Here is a 21,420-nt window from a genome sequence, read left to right on the forward strand (position 1 = left end):
CGCAGCTCGGTGTGCGGACGGGTCGCGGCGACCCGGGCCAGCGCCGCGTCGATGGCGGCGACGTCCACGTCCTGCGCCTCCGCTGAGGCCAGGTTCTCGGCCGAGGCGACCGGCGCGATCGTCGACACCGCCTCCGCGGTCACCGCACCGGCAGCAGCCGCCGCGGCCAGCGACGGCAACTGCTCCAGGGCACGGCCGTTGCGCACCAACCTGCTCGCCTCGCCCGGGGACAGCCGGTGGTGCCCGCGCAGCCACGCCGACATCGACGCCTTGCCGTCGTGGTCCGCCGCCCCGGCCAGCTCGCACTGCCGTACCGTGCGCGCGACCTCGGCCGCCAGCCGGTTCGCCGCCGTCAGCAACGGCTCGAGCCGTTCCAGCAGCGCCGGACCGGACAACCCCTCGATCCGCTCACCGGCGAGCGCGTCCAGAGCCTCGGGCAGCTCGTCCACGACACCTCCTAGCCGTTCGATCAGGTGTTCGAAGTCTACCGGTGGATGCGCTCAGCCGCGGTGCGAATCCCGAGGTCAGAGATTCGTCCACAGATTCCTGCAGCGCCTCGACACCCCCGGTGCCGGTCGACGAGCCTGGCTCCTCCACGCGGACGGATCGCAGGTGTCGGATCACACGCCCTCCCTCCGGGTGAGCGGACGGAGATGCCTGCCCGGGGACGAGGGAGAATGACCCGCATGACCCACGTGCTCGACCCCGACGCACTGTCGGACGACGCCCGGGCGCTGTCCGTGCCGCTGCCTCCGTACCGCGACGTCACCCGGTCCGACTCGGCCTTCCGCGCCTTCCTGCACGGCCTGCCCGGCGTCGACCAGGTGGGCGCAGAAGCCCGCGTGGCACAGCTGGGCACACGCTCGATCAAGACCACGTCCAAGGCGTGGGCGATCGACACCGCGATCTCGATGGTCGACCTGACCACGCTCGAGGGCGCCGACACCCCCGGCAAGGTGCGCAGCCTGGCCGCGAAGGCGATGCGGCCGGATCCCACCGATCCGAGCTGCCCGCGGGTCGCGGCGGTCTGCGTCTACGGCGACCTCGCCGGGGTCGCTCGCGAGGCGCTGGGCGACAGCGGCGTGCACGTGGCCGCCGTGGCCACGGCCTTCCCCAGCGGCCGGGCCAGCCGGGCGGTGAAGCTCGCCGACGTGCGCGACGCGGTGCAGAACGGCGCCGACGAGATCGACATGGTCATCGACCGCGGCGCCTTCCTGTCCGGGCGTTACCTGGACGTCTACGAGGAGATCGTCGCCGTGAAGGAGGCCTGCGGTGAGGCCCACCTCAAGGTCATCCTCGAGACCGGCGAACTGGTCACCCTGGACAACGTCCGCCGCGCCAGCTGGATCGCGATGCTCGCCGGCGGCGACTTCATCAAGACCTCCACCGGCAAGGTGAGCCCGGCCGCGACCCTGCCGGTCGGGCTGGTGATGCTCGAGGCCGTCCGCGACTTCCGCGTCGCCACCGGGCGCCAGGTCGGCTTCAAGCCCGCCGGCGGCATCCGGACGACGAAGGACGCCGTCAAGCACCTCGTGCTCATCAACGAGACGGTCGGCCGCGACTGGCTGGACCCCGGCTGGTTCCGCTTCGGCGCCTCCAGCCTGCTCAACGACCTCCTGCTGCAGCGGCAGAAGCTCCGCACCGGCCACTACTCCGGCCCCGACCACGTGAGCGTCGACTGATGACTGCCCCGACTGTCCCGTCCCAGCCCTCCCCCTTCGAGTACGCCCCCGCCCCCGAGTCGCGGTCGATCGTCGACATCGCGCCGTCCTACGGCCTGTTCATCGACGGCGAGTTCGTCGACGGCACCGGTGAGTCGTTCAAGACCGTGAACCCGGCCACCGAGGAGGTCCTCACCGAGGTCGCGTCGGGCAGCGACGCCGACGTCGACCGCGCCGTCCGCGCCGCCCGCCGCGCGTTCGAGAAGACCTGGGGCCCGATGCGCCCCGCCGACCGCGGCAAGTACCTGTTCCGCATCGCCCGCCTGCTGCAGGAGCGCGCCCGCGAGTTCGCCGTCCTGGAGTCGCTGGACAACGGCAAGCCGATCCGCGAGTCCCGCGACGTCGACGTCCCCCTCGCCGCGGCGCACTTCTTCTACTACGCCGGCTGGGCCGACAAGCTCGACCACGTCGGGCTCGGGACCCGCCCGCGCCCCCTCGGCGTCGCCGGCCAGGTCATCCCCTGGAACTTCCCGCTGCTCATGCTCGCGTGGAAGGTCGCGCCGGCCCTGGCCGCCGGCAACACCGTCGTCCTCAAGCCCGCCGAGACCACGCCGCTCACCGCGCTGCTGTTCGCCGAGGTCTGCCGGCAGGCCGACCTCCCCGCCGGCGTGGTCAACATCGTCACCGGCGCCGGCGAGACCGGTCGCGCGGTGGTCGAGCACGACGACGTCGACAAGGTGGCGTTCACCGGTTCGACCGACGTCGGCCGCTCGATCGCGCGGGCCGTCGCGGGCACCCGGAAGAAGCTGACGCTGGAGCTCGGCGGCAAGGCGGCGAACATCGTGTTCGACGACGCCCCGATCGACCAGGCCGTCGAGGGCATCGTGCAGGGCATCTTCTTCAACCAGGGCCACGTCTGCTGCGCGGGCTCCCGGCTCCTGGTGCAGGAGTCGATCCACGACGAGGTCATCGCGAGCCTGCAGCGGCGCATCGGCACGCTGCGCGTGGGCGACCCGCTGGACAAGAACACCGACATCGGGGCGATCAACTCCGCCGAGCAGCTCGCCCGCATCCGCGAGCTCTCCGACATCGGCGAGGCCGAGGGCGCGCAGCGCTGGCAGCCGGCCTGCGAGCTGCCCGACCGCGGCTTCTGGTACCCGCCGACGATCTTCACCGACGTCTCCCCCGCCCACCGCATCGCCCGTGACGAGATCTTCGGCCCGGTGCTCAGCGTCCTCACCTTCCGGACGCCGGACGAGGCGGTGGCCAAGGCGAACAACACCACCTACGGGCTGTCGGCCGGCATCTGGTCGGAGAAGGGCTCGCGCATCCTCAAGATCGCGGACCAGCTGCGCGCCGGCGTCGTGTGGGCCAACACGTTCAACAAGTTCGACCCGACGTCGCCCTTCGGCGGCTACAAGCAGTCCGGCTACGGCCGCGAGGGCGGCCGCCACGGTCTGGCTGCGTACCTGGAAGGTGCAGAGCAGTGATCGGGAACGACCGGCTGGCCGTGCGCAAGACCTACAAGCTCTACGTGAACGGCGCCTTCCCGCGGTCGGAGTCCGGCCGCACCTACGAGGTCACCGACGCCAAGGGGCACTTCCTCGCCAACGCCGCCCGGGCCTCCCGCAAGGACGCCCGGGACGCCGTCGTCGCCGCCCGGGGTGCCTTCGCGAAGTGGTCGGGCGCGACCGCCTACAACCGCGGCCAGGTGCTGTACCGCGTGGCCGAGGTGATGGAGGGCCGGCACGCCCAGTTCTGCGAGGAGGTCGCCGCCGGCGAGGGGCTCAGCGCCTCGAAGGCGCGGGCCGCCGTGGACGCCGCCATCGACCGCTGGGTCTGGTACGCCGGCTGGACCGACAAGCTGGGCGCCGTGCTGGGCGGGGCCAATCCCGTGGCCGGCCCCTACTTCGACTTCTCGACGCCCGAGCCGACCGGCGTGGTGGCGGTCCTGGCGCCGCAGCAGTCCTCGCTGCTGGGGCTGGTCAGCGTCCTGGCCCCCGTGCTGGCGACCGGTAACACCGCCGTCGTCGTGACGTCGAAGGACCGGCCGCTGCCGGCGGTCACCCTGGCCGAGGTGCTGGCCACCAGCGACGTGCCCGGCGGCGTGGTCAACCTGCTCACCGGCGACGCCGAGGAGCTGGGCACCTGGCTGGCCGAGCACGCCGACGTCGACGGCATCGACCTGACCGGCGCTCCGCTGAACCGCGCCATGGAGTTCGAGCGGGAGGCGGCCGGCACCATCAAGCGCGTGGTCCGCCCCCCGGCCACCGAGCCGGACTGGACCGCCGACCCCGGCCTCACCCGGATGACCCCTTTCCTGGAGACGAAGACCGTCTGGCACCCGATCGGCCTGTGAGTCCCAACCGGGTGCCGGACTGTGGTCAGCCGACGGGGGCGAAGAGCTCGTTGTGGTCGAACGTCCGACCGGTCGTCCGGTAGCCGAGATCGGTCAGCAGGTCGCGTAGCCGCTCGTCCGAGGTGACCGCCCGACCCATGGCGTTCTCCTTGATCTCGACGTAGAGCGCGCGCGGTCGCAGCCGGGCCAGCGTGTTCCGCATGCCGCTCAGCGCCGCGGCCTCGTGCCCCTCGACGTCCAGCTTCACCACGTCCAGCCGCGGAAGCGGCCCGCCGGGGCGGTCGGCTGCCCAGTCGTCGAACCTGACTGCGGAGACCTCTCCGATCTGCTGCCCTCGGCCGTGCAGGGAACGCACACCGGCGTCGGCGACGGGATAGCGTTCGTCGGCGAACAGGGGCAGCCGCCCCGGCACGTCGCTGCACGCGGCCTCGAGGACCTCGACGTCGAGGCCGTTGCGGACCGCGGCACCGCGCAGCGTGGCGGCCGAGTCGGCGGCCGGCTCGAAGGCCAGCACCGAGCCCCCGCCGCCGAGGCGGTGCAGCCGGCGTGCGACGGCGAGGGAGTGCACACCGATGTGCGCGCCCACGTCGGCCACCACGTCGCCCGGGCGCAGGTGGTTGAGCAAGTGGGCGGTGAAGCGTGGCTCGTAGACCCCGGTGTAGAACAGGACGGCCTGCAGGTTGTCACGGAGATCCAGCTCCAGCGCCAACCCGTTGCGCCGGACCCGCACGGTCGGGTTCCGCGACCAGCGGTCCGGAATCTTCACCAGCCCGGGGTTGTCCGCACGCAGCCGCGGCGAGATGCGCCGCACCGTCTTTGCATAGCTGTGCGATGACCGCGCGGTGGCCCGCAGCGCCAGCGCAGCGGTCAGCCGGGCCGCAACCGGCCGGACCAGCCGCTCGCCGAGGAACAGACTGCGCCAGGCAAGCCGGACCACCGGAGGATCGGCGAACACGGGTCCAGCGTCGCGGTTCGCACCCGTGCGCGCGAGAGCTGCGTCGACGGGCGGCCGGTCGGCACTGACCGAACCCGAATGGTCGGGAGCGCGGGCTTCCCCATCTGGCAGAGTCTCCCCGTGGCCAGGCCCAGCATCGTTCCCATCGCACTGACCCTCGACGACCGAACGGGCTACACGCTGTGGGCTCCTCCGTGGGAGGAGGACGGCGAGGAGTGGCAGGCGTTCCTCGGCACCACCGTCGAGGTCCGCGCCGACATCAACGACGACGACCCGGAGAACCCGGTGCCCACCGCCGTCGTCCACCTCTTCCCCTCCCCCGCCGCCCTGGCGGCGTTCTGCCGCTCCAGCACCGACCACGACCTCGCCGACCACCCGGTGTGGCCGGTCGTGGCGGGCCTGGGGGCGGCCGACCTGACCCCCGACGACGACCACCGCTTCGACCTCGACGGCGTGTACGACATCGCCGCGGAGAACCCCGACCGCTGGGCGGTCGAGGAGCTGGCCGCCACGATCGACATCGTCAGCCGGCTGGCCGAGTGCCTCGACACCGCGGACGAGGAGGACGACGACCTGGACGACGACGAGACCGAGTTCGAGGCCGTCGCCGAGCTGGTGGCCAAGCCCGAGATCGGCTCCCTCGGCCTGGGCGCGGAGGCGTTCGTCGGCCGCTCCGGCGAGGACGCCTGGCTGGGGGTCGGCACCGCGCTGGACGAGCTGTGGGAGGACGTCGTCGAGGAGCTCGGCGAGCACCTGGACTGGACCGGCGCGGCCACCGTCGCGGTGACCGACTACCCCTCGGCGTCCGAGGCTGCCCCGGTCGCCGTGGACGACGACCTCGACGACGTGGACGACGTGGACGACGACGACCTCGAGGGGGACGACGCGAACACCGGGGCGTCCGCCGGCGTGCGGACCATCGCCGGTGGTGGCGGGCGGCTCGTGCACGACCCGGCGGCGGTCGCCAAGGCGGCGGAGTTCTGGGAGGCCGTCGGCATCCTGCCGGTCGAGGTGGTCGTGCCGGAGGGCGCCGGCCTCACGCTGCGCTGCTACGTCGACGACGTCGCCCGGTTCCTCGGGCGCGACGGCGAGGTGTTCCTCTTCGACACCCCGGCGGAGCTGTCCCGTTTCTGCGCCGGCTCCGAGACCCACGACCTCACGGAGATCGCGTCCTGGCCGGAGGTCGCCGTCACCGACACCCGGCCGCTGCCGGCCGAGCAGGACCGCTACGACCTGGCCGGCCTGTCCGAGGTACTCGGCGAGGTGGCCGACGGCGCCGCCGGGCTGGTCGCCCACGCGTCCCTGGCCCAGCCGGTGGAGGGCGCACGCGACCTCGCCGAGTACGTGTCCCTGCCGCGCGTCGAGGAGCTGCTCTCCCCCACCGCGCCACTGGGCCGGGCCGTGGCGATCGGCGAGCGCCAGCCGGACGCCGTGTTGCGCCCGGAGGACGCCGCCGCGGTGCGCCCCGCCTGGGACGAGATCGTCGGCCTGATCAGCGGGAAGCTCGTCTTCCGGGATTGACCTACGAACGACCGAGCGGCCGGCCCCGGGAGATCCCGGGACCGGCCGCTTCGTCGTTCAGGTGCTGTCAGCTGCCGTAGCGCGAGGGGCGGCCGGGCCGCCCACCCGGGCGACCGCGGTCGCCGTAGGAGCGCTCACCCGACGCCGAGCGCTCGCCGCCGCCGCCGTAGGACCGCTCGCCCGCGGGCCGCTCACCGGCGGGCCGGGGACGGTCGCCGTACGAGCGACGCGGGCCGCCACGGGAACCGCTGGGACGCTCGCCGTCACGACGCGGACGGCCACCGGGGCCACCGCCACCGCGGCGCATGTCGCGCTGCGTGCGCTCCTTGGGCTCCACCGGCACGCCGGCGGCGATCAGGTCGAGGATCGGCTTGTCGCCGGGCCGCGTCCGGTCCAGGGGCGGGTCGACCTTGGCCGTGCGGAACCGGCGCTTGGCCTGACCGACCTGGTCGGGCAGCAGGAGCGAGACGACGACGCCGCCGGCACCGGCGCGGGCGGTACGGCCCGAACGGTGCAGGTAGGTCTTGGCGTCCGTCGGCGGGTCGTAGTGCAGGACCAGCGAGACGTCGTCGACGTGGATGCCGCGGGCGGCGACGTCCGTGGCGACCAGGACCGGCGACCGTGCGTCGGTGAACTCCTCCAGCGCACGCTTGCGCGCCGCCTGGGGCAGTCCGCCGTGGATCGCCTCGGCCTTGATGCCGGCAGCCTTGAGGTTGTCGGCCAGCCGGTCCACGCCGAGCTGGGTGCGGGCGAAGATGATCGTCCGACCCGGGCGGGAGGCCAACTCCGTGGCCACCTGCAGCTTGTCGCGGAAGGCCAGCGTGAAGGCCAGGTGCTCGGCCGGGGGCGCCTCGCCGCCGGGGCGGACGACCTCGTGACGGGCCGGGTCCTTGAGGTAGCGCCGGACGAGGCTGTCGACCTCCCCGTCCAGCGTCGCCGAGAACAGGAGGCGCTGGGAGTCACGGGCGGTCTGGTCGAGCAGCTCCTTGACGACCGGCAGGAAGCCCAGGTCGGCCATGAAGTCGGCCTCGTCCAGCACCGTGATGACGACCTCGGCGAGAGTGGCCTCGCCCTGGTTGATCAGGTCCTGCAGGCGGCCGGGCGTGGCGATGATGACGTCGACGCCGCGACGCAGCTGCTGGATCTGGCGGTACATGGGCGCGCCGCCGTAGACGGTTGCGAGCACCACGCCGGTGGCCTGGCCGAGGGGCGCCAGGTTGTCGTGCACCTGCTGGGCCAGCTCGCGGGTCGGCACGAGGACCAGACCACGCGGGGCGCGACGGCCCTGCTTGACCTCGGCGCCGATGCGGGCGAGCAGCGGCAGGCCGAAGGCGAGGGTCTTGCCCGAGCCGGTGGCGGCCTTGCCGAGCACGTCGCGCCCGGCGAGGGCGTCCGGCAGGGCGGAGGTCTGGATGGCGAACGGGCGGTGGATGCCGCGCCGCTCCAAGGCGGTGACCAGCGGCTGGGGCAGGCCCAGCTGGCCGAACGTGGGGCCGGTGGGCTCCGCGGGCGCCTCGGTGGTCTCCGGGGTGGTGCTCTCCGCGGCGCTGTTCTCCGTCATGACGACGTCGACCGCGGGGGTGAACTGGGCGGTGTTCTCAGTGGTGTTGTCAGCGTTGTTCGACTCGAACGACACAGGGTTGACCAAAGTCATGCGGGGTGGGGCTCCGATACTGCTCGGAGCGCGTCCCGTGGAAGAGGAGAGCGCCGCAGGTACCGGCGTCCTCACTGGCGATCGTGTGCGCCCAGGGATGGAACGCGTGATCTGCACGGATGCGCTCATGCCCGGACAAACCGTCCGGGAGGATGACCGGCGTTGTGCCGGTACCCCCAGGCTAGCAGCGCCAGCCCTCAGGTGATTCCCCGCGAGGGGGTGGGGACGGTCACCCTCCGTCAGCCCCGCAGGGCGGCGTACCCCGGCCGGACCACGTCGGCGAGCAGGCGCGCGCGCTCGGCGTCGTCGAGGAAGGCCGCCGCCAGGGCACGCTCGGTGACCGTCTGCAGGTCGTCCCAGCCCCACCCGAACGTGGCGGCGACGTCGGTCAGTTCGCTGGTCACCGAGACGCCGCTCATCAGCCGGTTGTCGGTGTTCACGGTGACCGCGAAGCCGAGCCGGTGCAGCCGGTCGACGGGGTGCGCGGCCAGCGACGGGTAGGCGCCGGTCTGCACGTTCGACGACGGCGCGACCTCCAGCGGCACCTGCTCGTCGAGCACCCGCCGGGCCACCGGACCCAGCGCGCCGTCCGCGGCGACCTCGTCGGCGATCCGGATCCCGTGCCCGAGCCGTTCGGCGCGCGCCCCGTCCAGCGCGGCGCGGATGCTGTCGATGCCGGCCGCCTCACCGGCGTGGATGGTGCGGTGCGCGCCGGCGCGGTCCAGCAGCTCGATCGCGGCCGGGACGCGGTCGGGCGGGAAGCCGATCTCGGGGCCGGCCAGGTCGAAGCCGACGACGCCCGCGTCGCGGTAGCGCACGACGAGCCCGGCCACCTCCTCCCAGCGGTCGGCCTGCCGCATGGCGCACAACAGCGCACCGACCCGGATCGGAGTGCCGGCGGCGGTCGCCTCGGCCGCCCCCGCCGCGTAGCCGTCCACCATCGCCTCGACGACGGCCTCGATCGGCAGTCCGCCCGCCGTCGACAGCTCCGGCGCGAACCGCACCTCGGCGTGCACGACACCGTCGGCGGCGAGATCGAGCGCGCACTCGCGGGCCACCCGGTGGATGGCGTCGGCCGTCTGCATCACCCCGACCGTGTGCGCGAAGGTCTCCAGGTACCGGACCAGCGAGCCGCTGTCGGCGGCCTGCCGGAACCAGTGGCCCAGGCCCTCGGCGTCCCCGGCCGGCAGGTCCCGGTAGCCGTGCTCGTCGGCCAGCTCCAGCACCGTCTGCGGCCGCAGCCCGCCGTCCAGGTGGTCGTGCAGCAGGACCTTGGGGGCCCGCCGGATCGACCCGGCGTCCAGCGGCGCGGGGACCGCGTTCACCTGTCCTGCCAGCGGAACGTGCGCACGCAGAGCACCAGGCCCAGGACGCACCAGATCCCGAGCACCAGCGCGACCCGGCCCAGCTCCCACGAGCCGGTCGGTTCGTCGGCGGCGAGCGCGTCGGGCAGGAACACCGACCTCAGCCCCTGCGCCATCCACTTGAGCGGGAAGAGCGCGGCGAAGGTCTGCATCCAGGTCGGGATCTCGCTGAACTGGAAGAAGATGCCGGAGATGAACTGCAGCAGTAGCGCGAACGGCGTCACGGTGGCCGAGGCCGAGCGCCCGTTCTTGGCGATGCTGGAGATCGCGATGCCCAGCAGCGTGCAGGCCGCCGCACCCAGGCCGGCCACCCACGTGAAGGTCAGCCAGTCGGTGCCCGTGGGCAGGTCGATGCCGTAGAAGACGACGCCGACCAGCAGCAGCACGACCACGCTGATGAGGGTGACGGCGAGGACCTGGACCATCTTGCCGACGAAGTAGGCGCTGGGCGGCATCGGTGTGCCGGCCAGGTGCTTCAGCGTCCCGTCGGATCGTTCGGTGGCGATGCTGATCGCCATGTTCTGGAAGCTGGCGCCGAGGATGCCCGCGGCGATGATCCCGGCCATGAAGTACTGGGTGAAGCTCACCCCGTCCCTCAGGTCGAAGTTCAGGACCGCACCGAAGACCACCAGCAGCAGGACCGGCAGCAGCAGCGTGAAGACCACCGACTCCCGCTGCCGGAAGAACTCCTTCAGCTCCACCGAGCTGCGCGAGCGGTAGACCGACGGCAGCGACGGCAGCTGCGTCGTCTCGCGGGTGGCGGTCACCGGTCGTCCCCGATCATCCGCAGGTACACGTCCTCGAGGGTGGGGCGGGCCACGGCCAGGTCGGGGACCTCTCCGGGGAAGCGGGCGGCGAGCTCGGCGACGAACGCGGTGGGGGTCGCCGTCGCCTCGGTGCGGCGGGCGCCGTCCTCGGTCCAGGTGACCACGGCGGGAGCGGTCTCCCGTCCGCCGAGGGCGCTGGGGACGGCGACCTCGACGAGCCGCCCCCCGGCGATGACCCCGACCCGGTCGGCCAGCGCCTCGGCCTCGTCCAGGTAGTGGGTGGTGAGCAGCATCGTGGTGCCCAGGTCGCGCAGCGAGCGGATGAGCGACCAGAACTGCCGGCGGGCCTCCGGGTCGAAGCCGGTGGTCGGCTCGTCGAGGAAGAGCAGCGTCGGGCGGCCCACGATGCCCAGCGCGACGTCGAGCCGGCGCCGCTGCCCGCCGGACAGCAGCTTCGCGCGGACGCCCGCCTTCTCCGTGAGCCCGACCAGCTCGAGCACCTCATCGGCGTCGCGCGGGTCCGCGTAGTAGGACGCCTGCGCGCCGACCAGTTCGCGCACGGTCAGCTGGCTGTCCCCCGATCCCGACTGCAGCACGATCCCCAGCCGCGCCTTCCAGGCGCGGGAGCCCACGGCGGGGTCCTCGCCGAGAACCCGCACCTCGCCGGCGTCGCGGGCGCGGTAGCCCTCGCAGATCTCGACCGTCGTCGTCTTGCCGGCTCCGTTGGGGCCGAGCAGCGCGAAGATCTCGCCGCGCCGGATGTCCAGGTCGAGCCCGTCCACCGCGGTGAAGTCCCCGTACCGCTTGACCAGGCCGCGGACGGAGATCGCCGCGTCCGGGTCCAGCGGGTCACCGGGACGCGGGCGGGCGGCCACGGTGGCGCCCGGCGGAGGACTGGTCACGGGTGAACAGTGTGCTCCCCTCCCCTGTGTGACCTGCGCCGGGGAGATCGCTTTCACGCCGTGATGCGGTCCAGGACCAGGGGCAGGGGCGTGTCACCGGTGTCCACGCCGATCGCGCCCTCGAGCGCCTCCAGCGCGCGCGGGATGCGGGCGGCGTCGTCGGTGTGCAGCTCGAGCAGCGGCTGCCCGGCGGTCACCTGCTCCCCCACCCCCGCTGTCCAGAGCACCCCCGCAGCGGCGGACACCGGGTCCTCCTTGCGGGCCCGCCCGGCGCCCAGCCGCCAGGCGGCCACCCCGAGCGCGTACGCGTCGAGCCGGGTGAGCGTGCCGCTGGCCGGCGCCGTCACCACGTGGGTCTCCGCCGGGCGCGGCAGCGGTGCGTCCGGGTCCCCGCCCTGCGCGGCGATCATGCGCCGCCACACGTCCATGGCCCGGCCGTCGGCCAGCGCGTCCGCGGGGTCGACGTCGGCACGCCCGGCGCCGGCGAGCATCTCGCGGGCCAGCGCCAGGGTGAGCTCCACGACGTCGGCCGGACCGCCGCCGGCCAGCACCTCGACCGACTCGGCGACCTCGACGGCGTTGCCCGCCGCCCGGCCCAGCGGCCGGTCCATCGCCGTCACCAGGGCCACGGTGCGCACGCCGGCCGCCTCGCCGAGCCCGACCATCGTGCGGGCCAGCTCGCGGGAGGCGTCGGGGTCCTTCATGAACGCGCCCGAGCCGGTCTTCACGTCGAGCACCAGGGCGTCGGCACCCTCCGCGATCTTCTTGCTCATGATCGAGCTGGCGATCAGCGGGATCGACTCCACCGTGCCGGTGACGTCGCGCAGCGCGTAGAGCAGCTTGTCCGCCGGCGCCAGGTCCTCGCCGGCCGCGCAGATGACCGCCCCCACGTCGCGCAGCTGGGCCAGGTAGGCGTCTTCGTGGACGGCTGCCCGCCACCCCGGGATCGCCTCGAGCTTGTCCAGCGTGCCGCCGGTGTGCCCGAGGCCCCGCCCGGACAGCTGCGGCACCGCGACACCGCACGCGGCGACCAGCGGCGCGAGCGGCAACGTAATCTTGTCCCCGACGCCACCGGTGGAGTGCTTGTCCGCGGTGGGCCGCCCCAGCGCGGACAGGTCCTTGCGCTGGCCGGAGTCGATCATCGCCTGCGTCCAGACGGCGAGCTCCGCGGCAGACATGCCGCGGAAGAAGACCGCCATCAGCAGCGCGCTCATCTGCTCGTCGGGCACCTGCTGCTGCGTGTAGGCGTCGATCACCCAGCGGATCTGGTCGGCCGTGAGCTCGACGCCGTCCCGCTTGGCGCGGATGACGTCGATCGCGTCGTGGCCGGCCATCAGCCCTGCCCCCGCTCGGCCGCCGCGACCAGGTCGTCCGGGCCGAAGGCGTCGGGCAGGACCTCGCGCATCGGCACGATGCCCAGGGAGACGGTCTCGATGAGCAGATCGGCCCCGCCGAACTCCCACAGCAGCTGCCGGCAGCGGCCGCACGGCATGAGCGGCTGCCCGTCCCCGCCGACGCACGCCACCGCGACCAGCCGGCCGCCACCGGAGCGGGCGAGGTCGCTGACCATGCCGCACTCGGCGCACAGGCTCAGCCCGTACGAGGCGTTCTCCACGTTGCAGCCGGTGACCAGCCGGCCGTCGTCCACCAGGCCGGCGACGCCCACCGGGAACTTCGAGTACGGCGCGTACGCACGGGTCATGGCCTCGCGCGCCGCCGTCCGCAGGACGTCCCAGGTGGCATCGTCCACCCGCCCCACCACCCCGTCGGGCACTAGCTCTCCCCTCGCCTGTACACCAGACCGTCGGCCTTGGGCATCCGCAATCGCTGGGAGGCCAGCGACAGCACCAGCAGCGTGATCAGGTGCGGCGTGAACGAGACGATGCCCTCGGGCAGCTCCTCGATGGTGAGGAAGCCGACCAGGCTCAGCGCCGCGAACGCCGCGGCCAGCACCGCCTGGACGTACTTGCCCCGGACGGTCTGGAACACCGCCACGGCCAGCAGCAGGACGGCAAGCAGGAGGAGCAGCGCGACGACGGCGGTGCGGCTGCGCAGCTGCAGGCCGTCGGCGAACCCGAACAGGCCCGCGCCGGCTGCCAGCCCACCGGGACGCCAGTTGCCGAAGATCAGCGCGGCCAGCCCGATGAACCCGCGCCCGCCGGTCTGCCCTTCCTTGAAGATGTTGGCGACGAAGACCAGCGCCACACCGCCGAGCCCGGCCAGCCCGCCGGAGATGACCACGGCGATGTACTTCATCCGGTAGACCGGCACGCCGAGGGAGTCCGCGGCCGCCGGGTTCTCGCCGCAGGAGCGCAACCGCAGGCCGAACGCCGTCCGCCACAGCACCACGTAGCTGATCGGCACCAGCAGGATCGCGATGAGGGTGAGGACGCCGACGCCGCTGGTCACGCCCCGCAGGAGACCCGCGACGTCGGAGACCAGGAACCACTCCTTGCCCGCGAGGTCGCCGAGCAGGTCGGGACCGTCGGAGAGCACGGGCAGGGAGAAGCTCGGCGGCCGGCTGGACAGGGCCGGCGACTGCGTCACCCCGCCACCGGCCGGGTTGTCGACGTAGAGCAGCTCGGACAGGAACCGCACCAGTCCGCCGGCCAGGATGTTGATCGCCACACCGGAGACGACGTGGTCGACCCCGAAGGTCACCGTGGCGATGGCGTGGACCAGCCCGCCGGCCGCGCCGAACAGGATGCCGCCGACGATGGCGCCGGCCCAGCCCCACTGGTAGCCGGCCCAGCCGGCGCCCCAGGTGCCCAGGATCATCATGCCCTCGAGGCCGATGTTCACTACGCCCGCGCGCTCGGCGAACAGCCCGCCCAGCCCGGCCAGCCCGATCGGGACGGCCAGCAGCAGCGCGGTCGAGAAGGTCGAGGACGAGGTGAGCGCCTGCTCGCCGGAGATGATCCGCACGACCGACAGCAGCAGCATCAGGCCGACGACGATCCAGGTCACCCGGCGGGCGGTGCCGCCGCCGAGGAACAGGTCGGTCAGCGGGCCGCGGCTCGGGGCCGAGGTCGTGACCGGAGCGGCCGTGGTGCTCATGACTGCGCCCCCTGCGGCTCGTCGATGCGGCTGCCGGCGGTGCCCGCCGGACCTCCCGGTGGGCTCTCCGGGGCGGGTGGCCCGGCCTGTCCGCTGTCGCCCTCCGCGCGCCGGCGGGTGATCTGCCGGGCGATCTCGTTGGCGATGACGACGGCGAGCACGATCGTCCCCTGGATGATCGTCACGACCGAGGCAGGGATGTCGGCGAACTGCAGCGGCACGGCGGCCCGGTCGAGGAAGGCGAACAGCAGCGCGGCGAAGGCGATGCCCAGCGGGCTGTTGCGGCCCAGCAGCGCCACGGCGATGCCCAGGAAGCCCAGCCCGGCGGTGAACTCGGTGCCGAAGTGGTGGGTCCGCCCCATCAGGTCGGGCAGGCCGATCAGCCCCGCGATCGCGCCGGAGATCAGCATCGTCTTGACGACCATGGCGCGGGCGTCGATGCCGCTGGCCGTGGCCGCCGAGGGTGACAGGCCCGTGGCCCGCAGGTCGAAGCCGAACCGGGTGCGCTTGAGCAGCACCGAGATCGCGATGCCGACGAGCACCGCCACGATCAGGAAGCCGTAGAGCTCGCCACGCGGCTGGGCCAGCCCGATCACGTCGAACAGGCCGTTGAGGCCCGGGAACTGGCCGGACTCCGGCAGGTCCTTCGTCGTGATGATCGCCGCCCCCTCCTCGCTCCCCCGGAGCGGGCCGGTGAGCAGCCAGGAGGCCGTACCCAGGGCGATGAAGTTGAGCATGATCGAGCTGATCACCTCGCTCACGCCCCGGGTGACCTTGAGGATCGCGACGATGGCCGCCCACAGGGCGCCGACGGCCATCGCCACGACGATGACCAGCAGGATGTGCAGCGGCGCGGGCAGCGCCACGGCGGCGCCGGCCCCGGCGGCCAGCACGGTGGCCATCCGGTACTGGCCCTCCACGCCGATGTTGAACAGGCCCATGCGGAAGGCGACGGAGACGGCCAGGCCGGCCAGGAACAGCGGCACCGCCCGGTTGAGGATGACCACGATCGCCTGGGTCTGCTGGGCGGGGCTGTCCCCGAAGTCGAAGAGCACCCGCAGCGCCGTCGTGGGGTTCTCCCCGATCAGCAGGATGACCAGCGCGGTGATGACGACGGCGAAGACGACCGCGATCGCCGGTGCGAACAGGGCCGAGCCGAGGCGGCGGAGTGCGGTCACAGGGCACCCACCGCGCCGTCGGAGGCGCCGGTCATGTGCCCGCCGAGCTCCTCGGGGGTCAGCGAGGACGGGTCGAGCGTGGCGACCAGCCGTCCGCGGAGCATGACCTGGAGCGTGTCGGACAGGCCGATCAGCTCGTCGAGGTCGGCCGAGATCAACAGGATCCCCATCCCTTCGGCGCGGGCGTCCTTGAGCAGCTCCCAGATCGCCGACTGCGCGCCCACGTCGACCCCGCGGGTCGGGTGGGCGGCGATCAGCAGGCGCGGGGCGGCGCTCATCTCGCGCCCGACGATCAGCTTCTGCTGGTTGCCGCCGGACAGGGCGACCGCCAGGGTGTCCGGCCCGGGGGCGCGGACGTCGTAGTCGCGCATGATGCGCTCGGTGTCCGCGCGCGCGGCGGTCCGGTCGATGAACGGGCCCTTGACCGCCGGCGGCCGGGTCTGGTGGCCCAGGATCCGGTTCTCCCACAGCGGTGCCTCGAGCAGCATCCCCTGGCGGTGCCGGTCCTCGGGCACGAACCCGACGCCGGCCTCGCGGCGGGCGCGGGTGCTCCACCCGCTGATGTCCTCGCCGCCGAGGACGACGACGCCCTCGGCCGGCCGCAGCCCCATGATCGCGTCGACCAGCTCGGCTTGGCCGTTGCCCTCGACGCCGGCGATGCCCACGACCTCGCCCTCGCGGACGGTCAGGCTCACGTCGTCGACGGCGGGCCGCCCGCCGAGCGAGGCGACGGTGACCCCGCGCAGCTCCAGCACCGGCGTCTCGCGCACGGTCGAGGTGCGGGTCTGCGGCGAGGGCAGCTCGGAGCCGACCATCATCTCGGCGAGCTGGCGCGCCGTCGTCGTCCTCGGGTCGGCGCTGCCGACGGTGGTGCCACGGCGGATCACGGTGATCGAGTCGGCCACCTTGCGGACCTCGTCGAGCTTGTGCGAGATGAAGATGACGGTGAGCCCCTCGCGGGTGAGCTCGGCGAGGTTGCCGAACAGCTCGTCGACCTCCTGCGGCACCAGGACGGCGGTGGGCTCGTCCAGGATCAGCGTCGTCGCCCCGCGGTAGAGCACCTTGGCGATCTCGACCCGCTGCCGGTCGCCGACGCCGAGCTCCTCGACCAGCACGTCCGGGTCGAGGTTCAGGGCGTACCGCTGGGAGATCTCCCGGATGCGGCGCCGGGCCTCCGCCCGGTCCAGCCGGCCACCCCTGGTCGGCTCGCTGCCCAGGACGACGTTCTCCAGGACGGTGAAGTTGTCGGCCAGCATGAAGTGCTGGTGCACCATGCCGATGCCCGCGGCGATCGCGTCGGCCGGGCTGCGCAGCGTCGTCTCGCGGCCGTCGAGCAGGATCGTGCCCTCGTCGGGCCGGTGCATGCCGTAGAGCGTCTTCATCAGCGTCGACTTGCCGGCGCCGTTCTCGCCCACGATGGCGTGCACCTCGCCGCGGCGGACCCGCAGCTCGATGTCGCGGTTGGCGACCACTCCGGGGAAGCGCTTCGTGATGCCGCGCAGCTCCACGGCGTACGGGGCGTCCCCGGTCCCGGCAGCGGCGGCGTGCGCGCCGGCTGGTCCCTCGGCCATGGGTGGGCCTCTCTCTTCCGGTGCGTCCGCGGATGGGCGGACCTCGGCTGGTGCTGTGCGCCGGCGCGGGACGGAGGTCGTCCGTCGCGCACCGGGATCTCCGGGCGGCTGGTCCGCTGCCCGGCTGCGCGCATGATGTCGCACGCCGCCGCGGGGCGGTGCGGCAGCCCCTTACGGCGACGGCGGGCCCGGGCGCGTGCGCCCGGGCCCGCCGTGGGACCGCCCGTGAGCGCGGGCCCGCCGATAGCGGGCCCGCGCCTGGATCACGGGGTGGTCGGGACCTCGACGTCGCCGTCGATGATCTGCTGGCGGAAGTCGGCGATGACGTCCTGGATGTCGTCGATGTAGCCGCCGGACTCCGACAGGCCGACGCCCTCGGTGGAGAGGTCGTTGAGGATGTCCGTGCCCGACTCGAGGCTGTCGTCGGCGAAGGAGTTGAGGTACTCCTCCACCGCCAGGTCCACCCGCTTGAGCATGGACGTCATGATCACGGCCTGCTGGTCGGGCGACGCGCTCAGGTACTGGTCGGAGTCGACGCCGATCGCGCGCTGACCGGCCTCGACGGCCGCCTCGAAGACGCCCTCACCGGAACCACCGGCGGCGTGGAAGACGATGTCCGCACCGGCCTGGTACATGCCCTGGGCCGCGACCTTGCCGCCCTCGGGGTCACCGAAGCCGGAGCCGTCGCCGGCCGGCGACAGGTAGGTGACGTCGACGATGATGTCGGGCTTGACCGCCTTGGCGCCGGCGACGTAGCCGGCCTCGAACTTCTCGATCAGCGGGCTCTGCTGGCCGCCCACGAAACCGAGGTGGCCCGTCACGCTCTTGGACGCGGCGGCGACGCCGGCCAGGAAGCTGCCCTCCTCCTCGGCGAAGATCAGCCCGGTCAGGTTGTCCACGCCCAGGTCCTCGACCGAGGTGTCGACGATCGCGAACTGGGTGTCCGGGTAGTCGGCGGCGATGTCGGCGATGATGTCGCCGTACGCGAAGCCGACCGCGATGACCGGGTTGAAGTCGTTCTCGGCGAGCTGGGTGAGGAGTTCCTCGCGGTTGGAGTCGTCCTCGTTGGGCGAGAGCTCCTCGATGTCCTCGTCGACGTCGCCGCCGAGGGCCTGCACGGCCGCCTCGACGCCGGCGATGGCCGAGTCGTTGAAGGACTTGTCGCCGCGGCCGCCGGTGTCGTAGGCGACACCGACCTTGAGGGTGCCCTCGCTGCCGCCGCCGCTGCCGCCGCCGTCGCCGCCGTCCTCGTCGCTGGCGCACGCCGACAGGGCCAGGCCGCCGGCCAGCAGCAGTGCCGCCGTCTTCGTCATCCGCGCTCGGCGCAAGACGATCTCCTCTCTGGGGGGACCCGGCCGCCCGGAGGCGGCGCGTCCCGATGATGTTCCTTCCGCGTGTTCCTGGCCGGACGCCGGAGCGCGCCGCCGCGGGACACGACGCAGAACGCTAACCGCGGGGCCGCGGACCTCCCCTGGCCGCGAGGAGGACTGAGACCCGATCGTTGCGAAGGGCCCGCCGGATGCCGGGGTTCGGTGGCGGAGGTCACGTGCGGCCCGCGGAGGCGGCCCCTACCGTTCGGCGCATGGGACTTCCGCGCGCGGCCCGCGGACCGGTGGCCGCGCTGCTGGCGGCCGGTCTCGCCCTCCTCCCCGTGCTCGCCGGGGTGCCCTCCGCCTCGGCCGGGGCACCGGCCACCGGCTCGGCCGCGCGGCCGACGGCGGACCGGTCGGCACCCACCCCGACCGCTCCGCGCACGGGGCGGCCTCCGCAGGGCAGCGCGCCCGACGGCCGCACCGTGGGCGGCGAGGACCTGGACACCCGCGGGCTCGTGGTGGCCGACGACGCGCCCCCGCTGCCAGGTCCGCTGGCCGCCTCCGGCTGGCTGGTGGCCGACGCGTCCTCCGGCACCGTGCTGGCCGCCCGGGACCCGCACGGCCGCTACTACCCGGCGAGCACGCTGAAGGCGCTGACGCTGCTGACCTTGGCCCCCCGCCTCGACCCCGCGCAGGTCGTCGTCGGCACGCCGGAGGACGAGCAGGTGGAGGGCAGCCGGGTCGGCCTCCTCGCCGGCGGCAGCTACACCGTCGGTTTCCTGTTCCAGGCGCTGATCCTGCAGTCGGGCAACGACGCGGCCAACGCGCTGGCCCGCGCCGCCGGGGGCACGGAGGCCACCGTCGACGCCATGACTGAGACGGCGGAGTCGATCGGCGCCTACGACACCGTCGTCGGCGGGCCCTCCGGCCTCGACGTCGCCGGGCAGTCGTCCTCGCCCTACGACCTGGCGCTGATCTTCCGCGACCTGGTGGCGGACCCGGCCACCGCCGCCGTCCTGACGACGCGGGTCGCGCAGGTGCCGGAGGTGCCCGGCCGCGCGCCCGGCTTCCAGATCCAGAACCAGAACCCGCTGGCCGCCTACCCGGGCACGCTCGGCGGGAAGACCGGCTTCACCGACGCGGCCCGCCATGCCTTCGTGACCGCCGCCGAGCGGGACGGCCGCCGGCTGGTCGTGAGCGTGCTGGACACCGAGAACCAGCCGCTGCGCGCCGCCGACCAGGCCGCGTTGCTGCTCGACTGGGGCTTCGCCGTCCCCGCGGGTACCGAGGGGGTGGGCCGGCTGGTCCAGCCGGCCGACCTGCTGGCCCCGCCCGAGCCCACCCGCTCCGCCCCCCGCCCGGACGAGCCCGCCCCGCCGGTCGCCGCGGACCGGCCCGGGGACGACGCCTCGCCGCTGGTGGGCGCCGGGCTGGCGGTGGCCGCCGTGGTCGTCGTCGGCGTCACCGTGGTGGGCCGGCGGCGGGCCGTGCGCTGGGTGCCCGCCCCGGACCGGGCGCCGGGGCGGGGCGTCAGCGAGGAGGACCGGTGAGCGGGTACTCGCGGGCGACGGCCCACGCACCGGTCGGCGTCTGCTCGAACTCGGTGAAGTGCTCGACCCGGAACTCGGCCGAGAGGTCGGCCAGCCCGGAGTAGGCCAGCTCGAGCATGTCCGGTCCCACGTCGTGCGCCACCGTCACGTGCGGGTGGTACGGGTAGGCCAGCGGCCGGTCCAGCGGACCCCGGCGGACGTCGGTGGCGAGCAGCTCGCAGTCCCCGATCCCGCGGGCCACGGTCACGAACACCACGTCCGACACCGGGCTGAAGGTGCCCGTGCCCGCCAGGTGCATGGTGAAGGCGGGGTGCGCCCGCGCGACGTCGGCGAGGTGCTGGGCGACGGCGGCGCGGTCGGCGGCCGGCACCTCCGTGGGGGGCAGCAGGGTGACGTGCGGGGGCACGAGCCTGGCCTGGGGGTCGCCCACCTTGGTGCGCCAGTCGACGAGCAGCTGGGCCCACGGCTCGGGCACCGCGACGACGACGCCGATGACCGCGGTCTCCGGCGGTGACGGGCGGCGGGTCACGAAGGTGTCGTCGTTCACCGCTTCGCTCCCGGGGCGAGGAAGCCGGTGCGCTCGTAGACGTCGGCGACGGTCGCCGCCGCCACCTCGCGGGCCCGCTCCGCGCCACCGGCGAGGACGCGCTCCAGTTCGGCCGGGTCGTCCAGCAGCTCCTGCGTCCGCGCGCGCACTGGCGAGACGAACTCGGTGACGACCTCGGCCAGCTCCTTCTTCAGGTCGCCGTAGCCGCGGCCGGCGAAGTGCTGCTCGAGCTCGGGGATGCTGCGGCCGGACAGCGCGCTGTGGATCGTGAGCAGATTGGTCACCCCCGGCTTGTTCGCCGCGTCGGCGACGACCTCGCGGCCGGTGTCGGTGACCGCCGAGCGGATCTTCTTCGCCGAGACCTTCGGGTCGTCGAGGAGGAAGACGCAGCCGGCCGGGGGGAGGCTCTTGCTCATCTTCTTCTCCGGCGTCTGCAGGTCCATCACCCGCGCGCCGGCCTCGGGGATGAACACCGAGGGCACCGTGAAGGTCGGCCCGAAGCGGTTGTTGAACCGGGTGGCGACGTCGCGGGTGAGCTCCAGGTGCTGGCGCTGGTCGTCGCCCACGGGCACCTGGTCGGTCTGGTAGAGCAGGATGTCGGCCGCCATCAGCACCGGGTAGGTGAACAGTCCGACCGAGGAGCCGTCGGCGCCCTCCCGCTGGCTCTTGTCCTTGAACTGGGTCATCCGGCTCGCCTCGCCGAAGCGGGCGACGCACTCCAGCACCCACGACAGCTGCAGGTGCTCGGGCACGTGGCTCTGCACGAACAGCGTGCTCCTGGCCGGGTCGACGCCCAGTGCCAGCAACTGCGCGGCCGACGTCAACGAGTTCTGCCGGAGCTCCTCGGGGTCCCAGTCCATCGTGATGGCGTGCAGGTCCACGACGCAGTAGAAGGCCTCGGCCGTCTCCTGCAGGGCCACCCACTGCCGCAGCGCACCCAGGTAGTTGCCGAGCTGGAAGGAGCCCGCGGTCGGCTGGATACCGGAGAACACACGGGGAAGAGGCACGGTCGCCATCAAAC

Annotated in this window: 19 protein-coding genes; 5 read left to right on the plus strand and 14 right to left on the minus strand. The window is 73.4% G+C overall.

All coding sequences use genetic code 11. The features are described 5' to 3' along the window. The coding region (locus BLS70_RS15675) for a DUF222 domain-containing protein (RefSeq protein ID WP_143030430.1) at positions 1-449 on the minus strand (449 nt) is incomplete at its 3' end. 228 nt (positions 450-677) lie between these two features. Between BLS70_RS15675 and deoC the strand changes: the two genes are divergently transcribed. From deoC to BLS70_RS15690, 3 genes are read left to right on the plus strand one after another with little or no spacing between them, the layout of a single operon-like run. Then, the gene (gene deoC, locus BLS70_RS15680; protein WP_255362507.1) at positions 678-1,682 is read left to right on the plus strand and encodes a deoxyribose-phosphate aldolase; all 1,005 of its coding nucleotides are present in this window, start codon (positions 678-680) and stop codon (positions 1,680-1,682) included. Continuing rightward, on the plus strand, positions 1,682-3,151 hold the full coding sequence (locus BLS70_RS15685; protein ID WP_091769936.1) for an aldehyde dehydrogenase family protein: 1,470 nt from the start codon (positions 1,682-1,684) through the stop codon (positions 3,149-3,151). Before deoC ends, BLS70_RS15685 begins: the two co-directional genes overlap by 1 nt. Beyond that, positions 3,148-4,020 (plus strand): aldehyde dehydrogenase family protein, encoded by an 873-nt coding sequence (locus BLS70_RS15690; RefSeq protein ID WP_255362508.1) that lies wholly within the window; start codon positions 3,148-3,150, stop codon positions 4,018-4,020. The genes BLS70_RS15685 and BLS70_RS15690 overlap by 4 nt, the downstream gene beginning before the upstream one ends. A 25-nt stretch (positions 4,021-4,045) precedes the next feature. On the opposite strand, the gene BLS70_RS15695 is transcribed toward BLS70_RS15690, so the two are convergent. Beyond that, a complete protein-coding gene (locus BLS70_RS15695) occupies positions 4,046-4,975 on the minus strand; it encodes an FkbM family methyltransferase (RefSeq protein WP_091769938.1) in 930 nt (309 codons plus the stop codon). Positions 4,976-5,095: 120 nt separating this feature from the next. Between BLS70_RS15695 and BLS70_RS15700 the strand changes: the two genes are divergently transcribed. Continuing rightward, the gene (locus tag BLS70_RS15700; protein WP_091770343.1) at positions 5,096-6,496 is read left to right on the plus strand and encodes a SatS C-terminal domain-containing protein; all 1,401 of its coding nucleotides are present in this window, start codon (positions 5,096-5,098) and stop codon (positions 6,494-6,496) included. 67 nt (positions 6,497-6,563) lie between these two features. On the opposite strand, the gene BLS70_RS15705 is transcribed toward BLS70_RS15700, so the two are convergent. From BLS70_RS15705 to BLS70_RS15750, 10 genes are all read right to left on the minus strand, one after another. Continuing rightward, complete coding sequence (locus BLS70_RS15705) at positions 6,564-8,132, minus strand: DEAD/DEAH box helicase (RefSeq protein ID WP_255362509.1); 1,569 nt, start codon at positions 8,130-8,132, stop codon at positions 6,564-6,566. Between the two features lie 257 nt (positions 8,133-8,389). Then, entirely contained in the window at positions 8,390-9,475 is a 1,086-nt protein-coding gene (locus tag BLS70_RS15710) for an adenosine deaminase (RefSeq protein WP_091769942.1), read from the minus strand. Then, positions 9,472-10,281, minus strand: a complete 810-nt coding sequence (locus tag BLS70_RS15715; protein ID WP_091769944.1) for an ABC transporter permease — start codon at positions 10,279-10,281, stop codon at positions 9,472-9,474. The genes BLS70_RS15710 and BLS70_RS15715 overlap by 4 nt, the downstream gene beginning before the upstream one ends. Then, entirely contained in the window at positions 10,278-11,183 is a 906-nt protein-coding gene (locus tag BLS70_RS15720) for an ABC transporter ATP-binding protein (RefSeq protein WP_255362510.1), read from the minus strand. Before BLS70_RS15720 ends, BLS70_RS15715 begins: the two co-directional genes overlap by 4 nt. A gap of 53 nt (positions 11,184-11,236) precedes the next feature. Beyond that, on the minus strand, positions 11,237-12,517 hold the full coding sequence (locus BLS70_RS15725; protein ID WP_091769947.1) for a thymidine phosphorylase: 1,281 nt from the start codon (positions 12,515-12,517) through the stop codon (positions 11,237-11,239). Continuing rightward, the gene (locus tag BLS70_RS15730; RefSeq protein ID WP_091770345.1) at positions 12,517-12,933 is read right to left on the minus strand and encodes a cytidine deaminase; all 417 of its coding nucleotides are present in this window, start codon (positions 12,931-12,933) and stop codon (positions 12,517-12,519) included. Before BLS70_RS15730 ends, BLS70_RS15725 begins: the two co-directional genes overlap by 1 nt. A 23-nt stretch (positions 12,934-12,956) precedes the next feature. Beyond that, positions 12,957-14,240 carry an ABC transporter permease gene (locus BLS70_RS15735; RefSeq protein WP_091769949.1) on the minus strand — a complete coding sequence of 428 codons (1,284 nt, stop codon included), beginning with the start codon at positions 14,238-14,240 and terminating at the stop codon, positions 12,957-12,959. Further along, a complete protein-coding gene (locus BLS70_RS15740; RefSeq protein WP_091769950.1) occupies positions 14,237-15,418 on the minus strand; it encodes an ABC transporter permease in 1,182 nt (393 codons plus the stop codon). Before BLS70_RS15740 ends, BLS70_RS15735 begins: the two co-directional genes overlap by 4 nt. Then, a complete protein-coding gene (locus BLS70_RS15745; protein WP_091769952.1) occupies positions 15,415-16,989 on the minus strand; it encodes an ABC transporter ATP-binding protein in 1,575 nt (524 codons plus the stop codon). Before BLS70_RS15745 ends, BLS70_RS15740 begins: the two co-directional genes overlap by 4 nt. 263 nt (positions 16,990-17,252) lie before the next feature. After that, positions 17,253-18,317, minus strand: a complete 1,065-nt coding sequence (locus BLS70_RS15750; protein WP_255362511.1) for a BMP family lipoprotein — start codon at positions 18,315-18,317, stop codon at positions 17,253-17,255. A gap of 254 nt (positions 18,318-18,571) precedes the next feature. On the opposite strand from BLS70_RS15750, the gene BLS70_RS15755 reads away from it, so the two are divergent. Further along, on the plus strand, positions 18,572-19,852 hold the full coding sequence (locus BLS70_RS15755) for a D-alanyl-D-alanine carboxypeptidase family protein (protein ID WP_091769956.1): 1,281 nt from the start codon (positions 18,572-18,574) through the stop codon (positions 19,850-19,852). Here BLS70_RS15755 and BLS70_RS15760 read toward each other — a convergent pair. After that, entirely contained in the window at positions 19,833-20,399 is a 567-nt protein-coding gene (locus BLS70_RS15760; protein WP_091769958.1) for a 2'-5' RNA ligase family protein, read from the minus strand. The two genes, BLS70_RS15755 and BLS70_RS15760, sit on opposite strands and share 20 nt — an antisense overlap. Next, on the minus strand, positions 20,396-21,415 hold the full coding sequence (gene trpS / locus BLS70_RS15765; RefSeq protein WP_091769960.1) for a tryptophan--tRNA ligase: 1,020 nt from the start codon (positions 21,413-21,415) through the stop codon (positions 20,396-20,398). The genes BLS70_RS15760 and trpS overlap by 4 nt, the downstream gene beginning before the upstream one ends. Positions 21,416-21,420 lie beyond the last annotated feature (5 nt).

The organism is Blastococcus aurantiacus (assembly GCF_900102425.1).
GTDB lineage: Bacteria > Actinomycetota > Actinomycetes > Mycobacteriales > Geodermatophilaceae > Blastococcus > Blastococcus aurantiacus.

What these genes read in the sequence shown, in the direction of transcription:
- BLS70_RS15735 (WP_091769949.1), bottom strand. Translation starts at nt 14,240, where the DNA reads ATGAGCACCACGGCCGCTCCGGTCACGACCTCGGCCCCGAGCCGCGGC.
- trpS (WP_091769960.1), bottom strand. Translation starts at nt 21,415, where the DNA reads ATGGCGACCGTGCCTCTTCCCCGTGTGTTCTCCGGTATCCAGCCGACC.
- BLS70_RS15725 (WP_091769947.1), bottom strand. Translation starts at nt 12,517, where the DNA reads ATGGCCGGCCACGACGCGATCGACGTCATCCGCGCCAAGCGGGACGGC.
- BLS70_RS15685 (WP_091769936.1), top strand. Translation starts at nt 1,682, where the DNA reads ATGACTGCCCCGACTGTCCCGTCCCAGCCCTCCCCCTTCGAGTACGCC.
- BLS70_RS15745 (WP_091769952.1), bottom strand. Translation starts at nt 16,989, where the DNA reads ATGGCCGAGGGACCAGCCGGCGCGCACGCCGCCGCTGCCGGGACCGGG.
- deoC (WP_255362507.1), top strand. Translation starts at nt 678, where the DNA reads ATGACCCGCATGACCCACGTGCTCGACCCCGACGCACTGTCGGACGAC.
- BLS70_RS15755 (WP_091769956.1), top strand. Translation starts at nt 18,572, where the DNA reads ATGGGACTTCCGCGCGCGGCCCGCGGACCGGTGGCCGCGCTGCTGGCG.